Genomic DNA, 12,263 nt, shown 5'->3' on the forward strand with positions numbered 1-12,263 from the left:
GGATCGCGCGGCCCCGGATGACGGTGCCGCGCAAGGCAGACGGACGTCAGCTACCCCAGGGATAGCCCTCCTGGTCGCGCTGCTGCGTGTACTTGTCGATCAGTCCGCGATACTCGGTCAGCAGCGCCTCGCTGTCGAAGCCGAGACCGGATGCGGTCTCCTTCCACTGGTCGATATAGGTCGATCCGGCGTCGATCAGCTTCTGACGCTCCTCGTCGGGCAGTTCGACCACCTCGATGCCCTTCTCCTTCATCATCGCCACCGCCTCTTCGTTGTCGGTGCTGAGGATCCGGCCAAGCTCATCGGGGATCATGCCGCCGGCTTCCATCAGGACGCCCTGCTGCTCTTCGGTAAGGGAGTCGAACATGTCCTTGTTCATGAAGATGCCCAGGGCGCCGACCTGGCCCCAGTTGAGCAGGGTATAGCTGTCGATCACCTCCTGCCACTGCAGCGCCGGCACGACGTAGCTGTAGCCCTGAGAGCAGTCGATCAGTCCGGAATCCAGGCCCTGATAGGCGTCGTAGATCGACATCGACACCAGGTTGGCGCCCACGTCGGCGAAGGCCTTCCCATAGGCGCCCACGCCGCGGACCTTGAGGCCGGAAATGTCGTCCACGCTCTGGATCGTGGCCCCCTTGCAGCCGATATTGACCGCCGATGTCGTGAACGTGCCGATATAGACCAGGTTCTGTTCGGCCAGGTTCTGCTGCACCTGTTCGTTCGTGCGCATCAGCTCGTCGGTCGCCTTCATGCCGACCCAGGCATCGGGGTTGTTGATCGGCAGATCGGCGATGCCGTAGCCGGCCATCTCCTGCGGGAAATAGACCCCGATGATCGTCCCGGCATCCGCGATACCGTCCGCGATGCCGCCGCGCGCCGCACCGGCCTTGAACAGCGCTCCGCCCCACTGAACGTCAAAGGTCAGATCGCCGCCCGAAAGCTCGGAGACCTGATCGACGAAATAGGTGATGGCCTCTGCCCGCGCGCCGCGATTCGGGCCCGCCTCTCCGAAGAACAGCGTGGTCTGGGCCGACGCGGCCCCCGCCGTGAGACCGAGCGCACAGATCGCGCCGGAAAAAAATCTGGACATGGTGTCCTCCCTGACAGTCATGGCTGCAATTCTGCATAGCAGAATTTCGTTCTGCTAATTAGAATATTAGGCGGGCCATGCACCTTTGGCAACCCTGCGTCACGCCCGTTGCAATGCTCTGCGGAGCCGAAGACATCCGGTCACCGCGCCGAGCAGGTCAAGACGATGGAGATCGCGAACGGACGCACCGAGCTCCGCGCCGTGGCAGGCCTGAAGCGCATTGCTCGGCAACAGATCCCCAATCAAGTTCGAAAGGAGCGCACGAAAACAGTTACGGGAGCCAAGCATCACTATTATCCGTGTAAGACGAAGGGTTGTGAGAACTGCCGCAAGTCGATCCGGCGAGATCAGCTCGAAGATGACTTTGAGGGTTTGCTGCGCTCACTGGAGCCCTCCAAGGGTCTCTACCAGCTCGCCAAGGCCGTGTTCCGGGCCATTTGGGACAGGCGGACTGCGCAGGCGGCGGATGCCTCGGAGACCCTCAAGAAAGATATCCACAAGGTAGAGACAGAGATCGAGGCCTTGCTCGACCGCATCGTCGAATCCACCACCTCCAGCGAGATTGCGGCCTACGAGAGGCACATCGGGAAGCTGGAGGACGGAAAGATCTTTTGTTGAAAATCAACCGTCCTGCGGCTCGCCTTTGCGGAGCTTGTACGGTGCTGCCGATATCAGGGCGTTCGAACCAAAATATTCATTACGCTTCAATGCTTTATGTTTGTTTCACCGGCGGAATGGCAAATGGCGCACCCGAGAGGATTCCAACCTCTGGCCTTCGGAGCGGGGCAAAGGGCGGCTGCGGGGAAAGTTTTCAGCTTTACCCCCCTTGGCTGAGGGTTGCGCGGCACCCGCGCATGGTGCGCGGGCGTCACCCCAGTGACACGACGCCCTTGGGCAGACGAAGCTCGAAGGTCGTGCCGTCGCGGCCGGTATCGACCAGTTCGATGGTGCCGCCGTGGCCGCGCAGCAGATCGTGGGCGATCGTCAGCCCCAGCCCGGTGCCCGACTTCGATGCGGAGTGGAACGGCTGGAACAGGTGCTCTCTGGCGCGCGCCGGCAGGCCGGGTCCGGTATCGCTGACGCGGATCACCCAGTCCTCCGCGGTCTCGTTGGCGGAGACCACGATTTCGCCGCCCCGCCCCTTGGCCAACAGCGCCTGCCGCGCGTTCCGGACCAGATTGCCGAGCACGCGGTAGAGCTGCTCGGGGTCGGCGCGCAGCGTCATCGCGGCCGGCACATCCTCACCGAACGAAATGTCGGCCTCGCCGGCGGCCAGCCGCTCTCCGTCCAGCACGTCCTCGACCAGATCGGCCAGCATGACCCGGCCCAGCTGGGGCGGCGGTTCCTCTGCCTTGCCGAAGGTCAAGGTGCCCTCGCAGATGGAAATCGCCCGGCTGATCGAATTCAGCAGTTTGGGCGCCATGCGCGCGACCGCTGGATCGTGAGAGGTCTCGATGCGGTCGGCGAAGAGTTGCGCCGTCGTCAGCACGTTGCGCAGGTCGTGGCTGATCTTGGCCACCGCGCTGCCCAGCTGTGCCAGCCGCTCCTTTTGCCGAAGCGCAGAGGTCAGCTGCTGCTGAAGGCTTTGCAGCGCTTCCTCGGCCGTGCGGAGTTCGCGCACACCGGCGGACGGCACGATGATCCGCCGCGCGTCCTCCGGGGCGGCGGCATAGCTCTGCATCGCGTCCACGACGCCGCGGATCGGTTTGACCATGAGCCGGCGCACCGCCAGGAACAGCAGCATCGCCGTCATCGCAGAGATGACCGCCGACAGCAGCAGGATGCGGAGTCCGTAGTCGATGATCGCGGTGCGCAGGGGAGCGGCGGGCATGGTGATCTCGATCAGTTCGCCGCCTTCGCGCACGGGCTGGCCGATCACCCGGATCACGCGGCTCGACGGGCTGACCAGCGCGTCGAGCGCGCCCACGATGAGTTCGACCACCCCCGGATCGCGCAGGTCGTAGGTCTCGGAGATCGGCTCGGGGATGGGTGAGGCAAGGGCAAGCTGCCGCATCTGATCGCGCACCAGCACGACGTTGTAGACCTCGGCGTTCTGTAGAAGCTCGGCTTCGAGCTCGGGCGCGATCATGTCATCGGCAAGCAGGGCCAGGGACGCGATCTGGGCGCGTTCGAGCCGCGACAGCAGGTAGTCCTGCCGGAACCGCGCCACCGACGGCACGAAGATCAGCACCTCGGCCAGCATGACGAAGCCGATGGTCAGGATCAGGAACCGTCCCGAGAGTGTGTTGAGCAATGGGCCTCCTTGGACCCGTCAGGGCAGGTACTTCTGCACGAAACGGACCACGGCCTTCACCATATCGCTGTTGAACAGCATAGGCGAGAAATAGGCGCCCGCGGCCCGCTTGTTGATCTCTGCCAAGGTGGGATACGGCAGCACCGTATCCGAGATCGCCTTCATCTTCAGGCCGTTGGCCAGAGCCATGGCCCACATCGCTATGAGCTCGCCGGCGCTCTGGCCGACGATCGTCGCGCCCACGGGGCGGCCCCCGACGACCAGAACCTTGACGAACCCGTCGGTCTTGCCGGTGGCCTGGGCGCGGTCGTTCTCATCATAGGTGAAGCGCACGGTGGTCACCTTGGAGCGGCCATGTTCCTTGACCGCCTGCGCCTCCGTCAGGCCGACATGGGCCAGTTCGGGATCGGTATAGGTGGCCCAGGGAATGTGATGGTCCTTGGCTCTGGACGGCACGCCGAACATCAGCTGCGGGATCACCACCCCGGCGTGGTAGCCGGCGACATGGGTGAACTGCAGCCGCCCGGCGGCATCGCCGACGGCAAAGACCCGCTTGTTCGAAACCGAGCGCAGGCGGCCGTCGACGGTCACGGCGCGGTCGTGCCTGACCCCGGCGCGGTCGAGGTCCAGCTTGTCCAGGTTCACCTGCCGCCCCACCGCCACCAGCAGATGAGAGCCGGTGTAGCTGCCGGACCCGGTATCGACGGTCAGCTGCCCGCCGTCCCGGACGACGCGGGCCGCCTGCTGGCCCTCGACGATGGTGATCCCTTCGGCGCGGAGCCGCTCCAGAACCAGCGCGGCGGCCTCCGGGTCGTCCTTGCCCATCGCCTTGGCGCCTTCGATGACCGTGACCTCGGAGCCCAGCCGACGGTGCGCCTGCGCCATCTCCATCCCGATCGGCCCGCCGCCGATGACCAGCAGGTGATCGGGGCGCTCGCGCAGATCGAAGACCGTCTCGTTGGTCAGGTACGGCACGCTGTCGATGCCGTCGATCGGCGGCACGAAGGGGCGCGACCCGGTGGCGATGACGAACCGGCGGGCGGTGATCTCATGCGCGCCCGCCACCACGGTATCCGTGTCCGTGAACCGTGCCCAGTCGCGGATGACGCGGACGCCGAAGCCTTCGAACCGCTCCTGACTGTCCACCGGGGCGATGGTGTCGATCACGGCGGCCACTCGGTCCTTCGCGGCGGCATAGTCCACGTCGGGCCGCACCGGCGACACGCCGGTGACGGGGTGGATCGGCGCGTGGGCGTCATGGGCGGCGGCAAGAAGCGCCTTGGACGGGATACAGCCGTAGTTCAGGCAGTCGCCGCCCATCTTGTGGCCCTCGATAAGCACCACGTCGGCCCCCATCTGCGCGGCGCCGGCGGCGACCGACAGCCCGCCGGAACCGGCGCCGATGATGCAGACGTCGCAGGTAAGCTTCATCACTCAGACTCCCTTCTTGCCGCGCACGGCCTTGAGGATCATGGGCAGGGCGGCCAGCAGGCAAAGCCCCAAGATCGGAGCCAGGATCCTCGGTTCGAAGATGATCGACAGATCCGGCGTGTCGCCGCGCGCGAAGACCGAGCCGAGCCCGGCACCCACGCTGGTGTAAACCAGGGCGCCGGGGATGATCCCCAGGAATGTCGTCACCACATAGCGCCAGAGCGGCACGCCCATGAAGGCGGGCACCAGGTTGGCGACGAAGAACGGGACCGCGGGGACCAGACGGATCAGAAACAACATGGACCACTGGTTCTCGTCGATGCCGTCCTTGATGCGCCTGATCGTGCCCTCGCCGGCGTTCATCCGCGCCTCCAGCCGTTCGCCCAGACCCCAGCGCGCGGCCAGAAAGATCGCCACGGCACCCAGCGTCGCGGCCGAGACGTTGTAGATCACCCCCGGAAAGGTGGCGAAGAGGAAACCGCCGGTGAGCGTGGCGATCGTCGCACCGGGCAGGGAGAACGCGACGATAACCACATAGACTACCACGAAGACCAGGACCGCGGACGGGTAGTTGGCGTCGCGGAATGCCAGAAGCCTTGCACGGTTTTGCGACAGCGTCTCGAAGCTGAGATAGTCGCGCAGGGTGAAGGCGCCGACCAGCGCCACCAGCGCGATCACGATGATCGGCAGGCGTTTGAGCCAGGGCGACGTGGTGGCGGCTGTGTCGGTCATGGATGTCCTCGGGAAAGTCTGCGGCGGTGATCCGTTCATCTGCACTGCGCGGGCCGCCCTTGACGAGGCGCCTCACGCGCGATTGACCGGATTGGCATCATCCCGACGGGTTTTGAAACATTCCGGGCCAAGCTGAAACATCGGGCCCGTGAAAGCCGATCGCCAAGGTTGACAGGTCGGCACGTGCGGCATATCCGACCGACCTTATCAGATTGACCGCGGCCAGAGGGACCCCGACCCCCGCCGCCCAGACCGTGATCCACGGGAGACCGAGATGAAGCGCACGTTCCAGCCCTCGAACCTCGTCCGCAAGCGCCGCCACGGCTTTCGCGCACGCATGGCGACCAAGGCCGGCCGCAAGATCCTGAACGCCCGCCGCGCGCAGGGCCGGAAGAAGCTCAGCGCCTGAGCCTGACCGGATGACCGCCGATCCGCCCGCCGCGACCCCCGCGCGCGGGCTGTTGGCTTTGGAGCGGATGCGCACGCGTCCCGAGTTCCTGCGTGCCGCGCGGGCACGCACGGTGCGGACGCCGGGCTTCGTTCTGCAGGGCCGGGATCGGGGCGACGGCGACGCGGTGCATGTAGGCTTCACCTGTTCGAAGAAGGTTGGCAACGCCGTGGCGCGCAACCGCGCCAAGCGCCGCCTGCGAGAGGTCGCGAGGCTGGAGTTGCCCGACCATGGCCGCGCCGGCTGGGATTACGTGCTGATCGGCCGCCGGGACGAGACCGCGGCCCGCGACTTCGCCACCCTCCGCGCCGATCTCATCGAGGCGCTGACCCGGCTGCACCCGTGAGCGCCCGTCCCCCGATCCGACATCGGCCCCCGTCCCCGGCGGCCCGCATCCTGTCCCTTCCCGTCCGGGGCTACCGGCTGGTCTTCTCGCCCTGGGTCGGGTTCAACTGCCGCTACCACCCGACCTGCTCTGCCTACGCATTGGAGGCGCTCGCCGCCCATGGAGCGCTGCGCGGGGGATGGCTGACCTTGCGCCGAATCGTGCGTTGCCATCCTTGGGGCGGGTCGGGGATCGACAACGTGCCGCCGCGCTGATTTGCTCGATATATGGGCGCGACTTTCCGTCACGGATGTGCCAGGCGGCCGACGGGCCACTGGACCAGAGGGAGGGGCGCCATGCATATGATCCAGCCGCTCCGCCCGTGTGGCCTCTCGCGGAAGCCCCCGCTCCGACGCCCGCCACGGCTGACCCGTCCCGCCTGCGCCGCGATCCGCAGTCCCGGCAGGACATTCCCGGACAGATCCGACCGCGACCGACGGGCGTAGCCCGTTCCTCTCGCATCGGGTCCGTCGCTTTTCAGACCCGATGGCGCCACACGGGACGACCCCATTTCCGGTCGGGGCAATCTGCCGTGACGTCCTGAGCCGCAAGGTTGGGCGCGACCGGCCAGGCATGTTCGCTGTCTGTTGTCCGCTTGAAGCACCGCTTTTGCCGGGCGATCAACCGGTTCTCGCGCATCCGTTGCCCGGCAGGCGATTGCACGGCAATCTGCCGATAGGGGGCCGGGCCGTGCGATGACGCCCGATCCGATGGCCGTCGTCGATCAGGTCGTGATGATGCGCGGGCTGCCACAGGTGCCGTTCGACAGGGCGAACACCGTGCGAATGTGGGCAAGATGGACCATGTCCCGCTGCTGGCGACGACAGGCCGGGCGGCCCGGCCTAGCGAAGAACTCGCTCTGGCTGATATCCAGGATACGGCACATCCGGCTGACGGGAAAGCTGGCCTTTTCCGCCTCCCCTCTCGGGACATTCCTTCGGAATGCTCTGCCGGGCAGTGGATGAAGCCGAAGGTCATTGAGGTGCCCCTAGATTTGTAGACGCTTTGCCCCCTAACTTTGAGGCGAGGAGGCCGAGATGGGGACAAGCAATTACAGCGACGAGTTCAAACAGGATGCGGTGCATCAGATCACGGTGCGCGGTTATCCGGTGCGGGAGGTATCGCAGCGTTTGGGCGTCAGCACGCATTCTCTTTACAAGTGGCTGAAGTTGTTCGCGGAACCGGTTTCAAAGCCCGGCGTGGATCATGAAGCCGAGAACCGGCGTCTGAAGCGAGAGCTGGCTCGCGTGACCGAGGAGCGCGACATTCTAAAGAAGGCAACGGCGTACTTCGCGCGCGCGTCCCAATGAAGTACGCGTTCATCCGGGCGCATCGCGAAGAGTTCGGCGTTCGGGCCATGTGCCGAGTGCTGCGGGTGCATTTCAGCGGGTTCTATGCATGGCTTAAGGAACCGTTAAGCTACCGCGCACAGGAGGATGCACGTCAGACGAAACTGATCCGACAGGCTTGGGCCGGCAGCGGCAAGGTCTATGGCTATCGCAAGCTGACGGACGATCTGCGCGACCAGGGCGAGCGGGTCTCGGAGAACCGTGTTGCCCGGCTGGCGTCGCTGGCCGGGATCGCTGCGCAGGTCGGCTATCGGCGCCGCCCCGGCCGATATGGTGGCAAGCCTGCGGTGGTGGCCGAGAACAGGCTGGAGCAGTGCTTCGAGGCGTCCCGGCCCGATCAGGTCTGGGTGACCGACATCACCTATCTGCGGACCCATGAAGGCTGGTTGTATCTCTGTGTCGTCATCGACCTGTTCTCCCGTCGCGTCGTCGGTTGGTCCGCACAATCCCGCATGACGACGGATCTGGCGCTCCAAGCTCTTCTGATGGCCATCTGGCGACGAAAGCCGACTGACCGGGTCATGGTACATTCAGACCAGGGCTCCCAGTACACCAGCCGCGAATGGCAGACCTTCCTGCGCCAGCACGGCCTCGAACCCAGCATGAGCCGGCGCGGCAATTGCCATGACAACGCGGTCGCCGAAAGCTTCTTTCAGTTGCTGAAACGGGAGCGGGTCAGACGTCGCACCTATCCGACCAGAGAAGCGGCAAGGCAGGACGTGTTCGAATACATCGAGCTCTTCTACAACCCGAAGCGCAAGCACACGAACAACGGCATGCTGTCGCCCGTTGACTTCGAAATCAGACAGCAGAAACTGAAAGAGGCAGGTGTCTAGGAAACTAGGGGCACCTCAGACCCCGGATGCGCGACCGCCTCGCGCTTCACGGCAGGCGCCACCGCTTTTTTGAAACCAGCTCCTTCATTGCTGCCAAGTCCAGCATCTGCCCGGCAAGCAGCTTCTTCAACGTCGCGTTCTCATCCTCGAGCGCCTTCAGCCGCCTGGCTTCCGACACCGTCATGCCCGAACGAGGTCTGGGCGATGGACTTCGTCCACGACCAGTTCGCCATGGGCAAGAAGCTCCGCATCGTGACGGTGGTCGACCGCCAGGCAGAGCACATCGCGGGTCAACCGATGCCGTTCATGCACGCGATGGTTCAACTCTTGGGCCTGCATGGCCGTCTTCGAGCTCCATTGAGCTCGGCAAAACCCGTCGGCAGCACGAGCGTTTGCATCCAGCCAACCGTCCGCGGCACGAGGAGCACTCCAGTGTCCCGTTGCGTTGCGCCGGACACTCGTCTAACGAACAAATCGTCTGGCCCCTATAGCTCAGCTGGTAGAGCGCTTGATTTGTAATCAAGATGTCGGGAGTTCGAATCTCTCTGGGGGCACCACCATCTTTTTTGCGCATGCAGAACCCCCTAACACCTTGAAGGGGAACGAAATTTCCGGTGTTCCATACTGGTTCTCCCGGCAGTAGTTCAGTGGCTCCACAAAGACCAGTCTGAGCACTGTTTGCTTAACGGCGTGGCTGCCATTTTTATAAACATAATAAGGGTTTGCGAGAAATCCGAGGGCCTGTTCAATACATTCCCTCTGGGCCTTATTCGTCGGCAGCGCCTTTGAGGCCTTTTCTGCCAGGACGATCTTCTGCCGCTCCAGCTTGTCCAGCCGCTTCTCATAGGCCTTGATGACGCTTTCCCGCTCGGCATCGACGATGCGGTCCAGAAGGTCCTCGATCTGCTTCTCAGTCTGCTTGATCTGCGCTTGCCACGCGCGCTGGTCAGACAGAGCCTTTTCCTCACGGTGGCTCCACGCATCGGCGAGCATGGCTCCGGCCAGTTCCACGAGCTGGCGCGACGGTGCCAGGCTTTGCATGATCTGTTCAAACCCGGCTTCGAGCTTGGCCTTGGCAACCGACTTGCCTTTTGCATCGCAGTTGCGCGTGACGCAGCGATAATAGGCGTAGCGGCGGTACTTGCCCTTCGACCAGGCCGCCGTCATCGCGTTGCCGCAAGCCTGGCAATTGACAAACCCCCGCATTCTCGGAACGGAGCTGGCGGAAGGAAGAGGATTTGCGTGTGAAACGCAGCAATCCCGCCCCTATCTTCAATTATACCACCGCGCATAGAATATGCGCAAATTTTGCGCGGTTCCGCTTTCCGGCACGTGTTTCGGTTTCGAGGCATGCCGTGTCTCCTGTTGAGCTTCAGATCACCTGTATGTGGTGCGGCAGGATGCGGACTGCTGCCGCTTGGCGGGAGCCAAACTGGCGGCCCATGAACCCCATTCGGGCGAAGACGGACCAAAATCTGGACAGCGTTTGGACATGGACAGCGCGGCGGCTCTTGTAATCGTGATCCCGCGTTCCGATATCGACCGGACACGAGCCGGGAGGGCTGCAAAGACGCGGATTAGTTGGTTTCCGAGCGTAGCTTCTCCTTTTTTGTCTGAACCAACAGAAAGGAGCGCATGCTTGCTACCACCCCCGCAAATCTCGACAGTTCGGTCATCTACGTCTCTCCGGACTGGCAGATCACCAGCAAGACCTACTACCGCGATAACATCTGGCTGCCTGCGCGCGAGCTGAACGATGATATCGGGAGCGGTGCCAAATGGCGCACGGCTCTGTATATGGTCGATGATTATGTGGACCGCCTGAAATTCCCCAGCGGTGAAGCCTACATTTATCCCGACATCTACGACGACCTCTTCCCCGATCCGACAAACAAATGGATGCGCAACTTTCTGCGGTGCGATGGTAGCGGCGAGAGCCCGGCCAGCTATTCATCGGGCCTGATCGTGGTGATCCGGCCCGCTTTCCTTTACCGCTCATGACCGCGATCCCGGCATTTGCGCGCCATCTCGAAATCCTCCCGGCCTTTGCGAGCGCGCTTATGGAAGCGGCGGCGCATGGCGTTCACACGCTCCTGTGCCTCGGCATTGGTTTGATCATCCGATGCGCCCCGAATACCGGGATCATCGATGTCATGGCGCGGAGCTGGCCGCGAAGGCAATCTGGCCTCCATCCAGCCGAGTGACTCTCTGGTCTTGATGCCCGTCTCGGCCACCTTCGCCGGATCAGGCAGACCTTCGCGCCGGATGGCGGAGTCCTTCGCCGCCATGCCGGAGAAGGCTTTCCGGAGATCATCGCTCACGGGCGTGATCATCCCGCTGGCGCGTCCGCGTCCGGGCCCTTGGTCGCTCGGGTTTCTCCTGCTGCCGATCCCGGATCGCGTCATGGGCGCGGCCCACGAGATGCTGAAGGTTCAGAAGATCGCCAGCGCCGAAGCTTGCCGATTTATGCCAGGCTCCTTCCGCGTCCCGATAAGATTTGCTGAAGGTGACCCGGTGATGGGTGCCGCGCTCGGTCTGGTTTTCCCAGATTTCGGCGTTCACGCTTCCCTCGCGCAGCCGCGCTGCGGGCGTCATCTTTTGTTTGTCCGTCATGGTGAAGTCCTTCTGTTTTCAGGGGTCAGGATGTGGGCGCGAAGCCCTCGATGTACCGAAGGGCGCGGCCCCCGGCATATTGCGGCAGGTGCGAGCGGGAATGCGGTGCAGACAGCTCAATCACGCTGCGCCGCGTGGCTCGAAGCCAGCCCTGCACCAGAACGCTGCCGAGCGGTTTTGTTGCAGAAAGGCCGCCTGAGGCGTGAGTGTCCCTTTCCCGTTCGGGTTCAGGCCACGCGGACCACCTCGGCGGTGCCGAGCGCGTTGAAGCGATTGATAAGGGCGACACGGATGTGGATTTCGGCGGTCTGGCGGTCTGGGTCTCTCGCGGCGATGCGCTCGCCGAAGGCCTTCAGGCATCGCATCTTGGCCTCCACGCGGCTTCGGGCGTGGTATCCGGTCCACCGCTTCCAAAACGCCCGACCGTAGTGACGCGTGGCGCGCAGGGTTTCGTTGCGTGCCTTGGCAGCCGGACAGTCCTCCTTCCAAGCCCGACCGTTCCTTCGGATGGGTATGATTGCCGTGCCACCGCGTGCGATGACGGCGCCGTGGCAGCGGCGGGTGTCGTAGGCGCCGTCCGCGGTCACGGTGCCGATGTCTTCGTCTTCGGGGATCTGGCCCAACAGGTCCGGCAGGACGGGGCTGTCGCCTTCCCGGCTGTGGGTGAACTCGACGGCCAGGATATCCGAGGTGGCGGTGTCCATCGCCAGATGCACCTTGCGCCATTGGCGGCGACCCTGAATGCCATGCTTCCGGGCCTGCCACTCGCCATCGCCGAGGAACTTGATGCCGGTGCTATCAACCAGCAGGTTCAGTGGCCCGCCAGCACGGCGATAGGGGATCTGAACCTTCAAGGTCTTCTGCCTACGGCACAGGGTCGAGTAGTCCGGAACGGGCCAGTCCAGCCCCGCGAGTCGCAGCAGACTGGCGACCATCCCGGCAGTCTGTCTGAGCGGCAACTTGAACAGAACCTTGATCGATAGGCAGAACTGTATCGCGGCATTCGAAAAGACCGGGGGGCGCCCCGGGCGTCCCTCATGCGGCGCGTGCCAGGTCATCTCCTTGTCCAGCCAGATCAGCAGCGACCCGCGCTTCCTGACAGACTAGTTGTAGGTGGACCAGTTC

At 64.1% G+C, this 12,263-nt stretch carries 14 protein-coding genes, 1 tRNA gene and 2 pseudogenes; 7 read left to right on the top strand and 10 right to left on the bottom strand.

From position 1 onward, the window contains the following. Positions 1-46: 46 nt before the first annotated feature. Positions 47-1,090 (bottom strand): C4-dicarboxylate TRAP transporter substrate-binding protein, encoded by a 1,044-nt coding sequence (locus KW83_RS16920; RefSeq protein WP_036181308.1) that lies wholly within the window; start codon positions 1,088-1,090, stop codon positions 47-49. Between the two features lie 165 nt (positions 1,091-1,255). Between KW83_RS16920 and KW83_RS21265 the strand changes: the two genes are divergently transcribed. Then, a complete protein-coding gene (locus KW83_RS21265) occupies positions 1,256-1,708 on the top strand; it encodes a hypothetical protein (RefSeq protein WP_036181310.1) in 453 nt (150 codons plus the stop codon). 250 nt (positions 1,709-1,958) lie between these two features. On the opposite strand, the gene KW83_RS16930 is transcribed toward KW83_RS21265, so the two are convergent. From KW83_RS16930 to KW83_RS16940, 3 genes are read right to left on the bottom strand one after another with little or no spacing between them, the layout of a single operon-like run. Continuing rightward, positions 1,959-3,344, bottom strand: a complete 1,386-nt coding sequence (locus KW83_RS16930; RefSeq protein WP_036181312.1) for a sensor histidine kinase — start codon at positions 3,342-3,344, stop codon at positions 1,959-1,961. An 18-nt stretch (positions 3,345-3,362) separates the two neighbouring features. Then, entirely contained in the window at positions 3,363-4,778 is a 1,416-nt protein-coding gene (locus tag KW83_RS16935) for a dihydrolipoyl dehydrogenase family protein (protein WP_036181314.1), read from the bottom strand. Then, on the bottom strand, positions 4,779-5,507 hold the full coding sequence (locus KW83_RS16940) for a TVP38/TMEM64 family protein (protein ID WP_036181316.1): 729 nt from the start codon (positions 5,505-5,507) through the stop codon (positions 4,779-4,781). Positions 5,508-5,781: 274 nt separating this feature from the next. Between KW83_RS16940 and rpmH the strand changes: the two genes are divergently transcribed. From rpmH to KW83_RS16965, 4 genes are all read left to right on the top strand, one after another. Beyond that, complete coding sequence (gene rpmH / locus KW83_RS16945; protein ID WP_036181318.1) at positions 5,782-5,916, top strand: 50S ribosomal protein L34; 135 nt, start codon at positions 5,782-5,784, stop codon at positions 5,914-5,916. A 10-nt stretch (positions 5,917-5,926) separates the two neighbouring features. Then, a complete protein-coding gene (gene rnpA, locus KW83_RS16950; RefSeq protein WP_036181320.1) occupies positions 5,927-6,301 on the top strand; it encodes a ribonuclease P protein component in 375 nt (124 codons plus the stop codon). After that, a complete protein-coding gene (gene yidD, locus KW83_RS20155) occupies positions 6,298-6,555 on the top strand; it encodes a membrane protein insertion efficiency factor YidD (RefSeq protein WP_235191458.1) in 258 nt (85 codons plus the stop codon). The genes rnpA and yidD overlap by 4 nt, the downstream gene beginning before the upstream one ends. 822 nt (positions 6,556-7,377) lie before the next feature. Then, positions 7,378-8,525 (top strand): IS3 family transposase gene (locus KW83_RS16965; protein ID WP_152563524.1). Its coding sequence is split into 2 segments (ribosomal slippage): positions 7,378-7,621 and positions 7,621-8,525, totalling 1,149 coding nucleotides; the frame shifts between segments, so codons are not numbered across the junction. 26 nt (positions 8,526-8,551) lie between these two features. Here the strand turns inward: KW83_RS16965 and KW83_RS20750 are convergent. Both KW83_RS20750 and KW83_RS21035 read right to left on the bottom strand, forming a co-directional pair. Next, a pseudogene (locus tag KW83_RS20750) lies at positions 8,552-8,712 on the bottom strand (IS3 family transposase); the annotation flags it as partial. Continuing rightward, positions 8,706-8,864 (bottom strand): hypothetical protein, encoded by a 159-nt coding sequence (locus KW83_RS21035; protein ID WP_161785523.1) that lies wholly within the window; start codon positions 8,862-8,864, stop codon positions 8,706-8,708. The gene KW83_RS21035 and the pseudogene KW83_RS20750, both read right to left, overlap by 7 nt. A 142-nt stretch (positions 8,865-9,006) precedes the next feature. Between KW83_RS21035 and KW83_RS16975 the strand changes: the two genes are divergently transcribed. Next, positions 9,007-9,082 (top strand) — tRNA-Thr (locus KW83_RS16975). Here the strand turns inward: KW83_RS16975 and KW83_RS22045 are convergent. Then, positions 9,045-9,731, bottom strand: coding sequence for a zinc ribbon domain-containing protein (locus KW83_RS22045; protein ID WP_081904674.1), 687 nt, complete (start codon positions 9,729-9,731; stop codon positions 9,045-9,047). The genes KW83_RS16975 and KW83_RS22045 overlap by 38 nt on opposite strands. 429 nt (positions 9,732-10,160) lie before the next feature. Between KW83_RS22045 and KW83_RS16980 the strand changes: the two genes are divergently transcribed. Continuing rightward, positions 10,161-10,526 carry a hypothetical protein gene (locus KW83_RS16980; RefSeq protein WP_036181322.1) on the top strand — a complete coding sequence of 122 codons (366 nt, stop codon included), beginning with the start codon at positions 10,161-10,163 and terminating at the stop codon, positions 10,524-10,526. On the opposite strand, the gene KW83_RS16985 is transcribed toward KW83_RS16980, so the two are convergent. The 3 genes and pseudogenes from KW83_RS16985 to KW83_RS16995 form a co-directional block, all read right to left on the bottom strand. Further along, entirely contained in the window at positions 10,514-10,846 is a 333-nt protein-coding gene (locus KW83_RS16985; RefSeq protein ID WP_152563636.1) for a hypothetical protein, read from the bottom strand. The genes KW83_RS16980 and KW83_RS16985 overlap by 13 nt on opposite strands. Beyond that, on the bottom strand, positions 10,836-11,138 hold the full coding sequence (locus KW83_RS16990; RefSeq protein ID WP_051928613.1) for a hypothetical protein: 303 nt from the start codon (positions 11,136-11,138) through the stop codon (positions 10,836-10,838). Before KW83_RS16990 ends, KW83_RS16985 begins: the two co-directional genes overlap by 11 nt. A 227-nt stretch (positions 11,139-11,365) precedes the next feature. Further along, positions 11,366-12,263 (bottom strand): annotated as a pseudogene (locus KW83_RS16995) (IS5 family transposase); the annotation flags it as partial.

The sequence above is a fragment of the Palleronia rufa genome, from assembly GCF_000743715.1.
Taxonomy (GTDB): domain Bacteria; phylum Pseudomonadota; class Alphaproteobacteria; order Rhodobacterales; family Rhodobacteraceae; genus Palleronia; species Palleronia rufa.

What these genes read in the sequence shown, in the direction of transcription:
- KW83_RS16920 (WP_036181308.1), bottom strand. Translation starts at nt 1,090, where the DNA reads ATGTCCAGATTTTTTTCCGGCGCGATCTGTGCGCTCGGTCTCACGGCG.
- KW83_RS21265 (WP_036181310.1), top strand. Translation starts at nt 1,256, where the DNA reads ATGGAGATCGCGAACGGACGCACCGAGCTCCGCGCCGTGGCAGGCCTG.
- KW83_RS16940 (WP_036181316.1), bottom strand. Translation starts at nt 5,507, where the DNA reads ATGACCGACACAGCCGCCACCACGTCGCCCTGGCTCAAACGCCTGCCG.
- rpmH (WP_036181318.1), top strand. Translation starts at nt 5,782, where the DNA reads ATGAAGCGCACGTTCCAGCCCTCGAACCTCGTCCGCAAGCGCCGCCAC.
- rnpA (WP_036181320.1), top strand. Translation starts at nt 5,927, where the DNA reads ATGACCGCCGATCCGCCCGCCGCGACCCCCGCGCGCGGGCTGTTGGCT.
- KW83_RS21035 (WP_161785523.1), bottom strand. Translation starts at nt 8,864, where the DNA reads ATGCAGGCCCAAGAGTTGAACCATCGCGTGCATGAACGGCATCGGTTG.
- KW83_RS22045 (WP_081904674.1), bottom strand. Translation starts at nt 9,731, where the DNA reads ATGCGGGGGTTTGTCAATTGCCAGGCTTGCGGCAACGCGATGACGGCG.
- KW83_RS16980 (WP_036181322.1), top strand. Translation starts at nt 10,161, where the DNA reads ATGCTTGCTACCACCCCCGCAAATCTCGACAGTTCGGTCATCTACGTC.
- KW83_RS16990 (WP_051928613.1), bottom strand. Translation starts at nt 11,138, where the DNA reads ATGACGGACAAACAAAAGATGACGCCCGCAGCGCGGCTGCGCGAGGGA.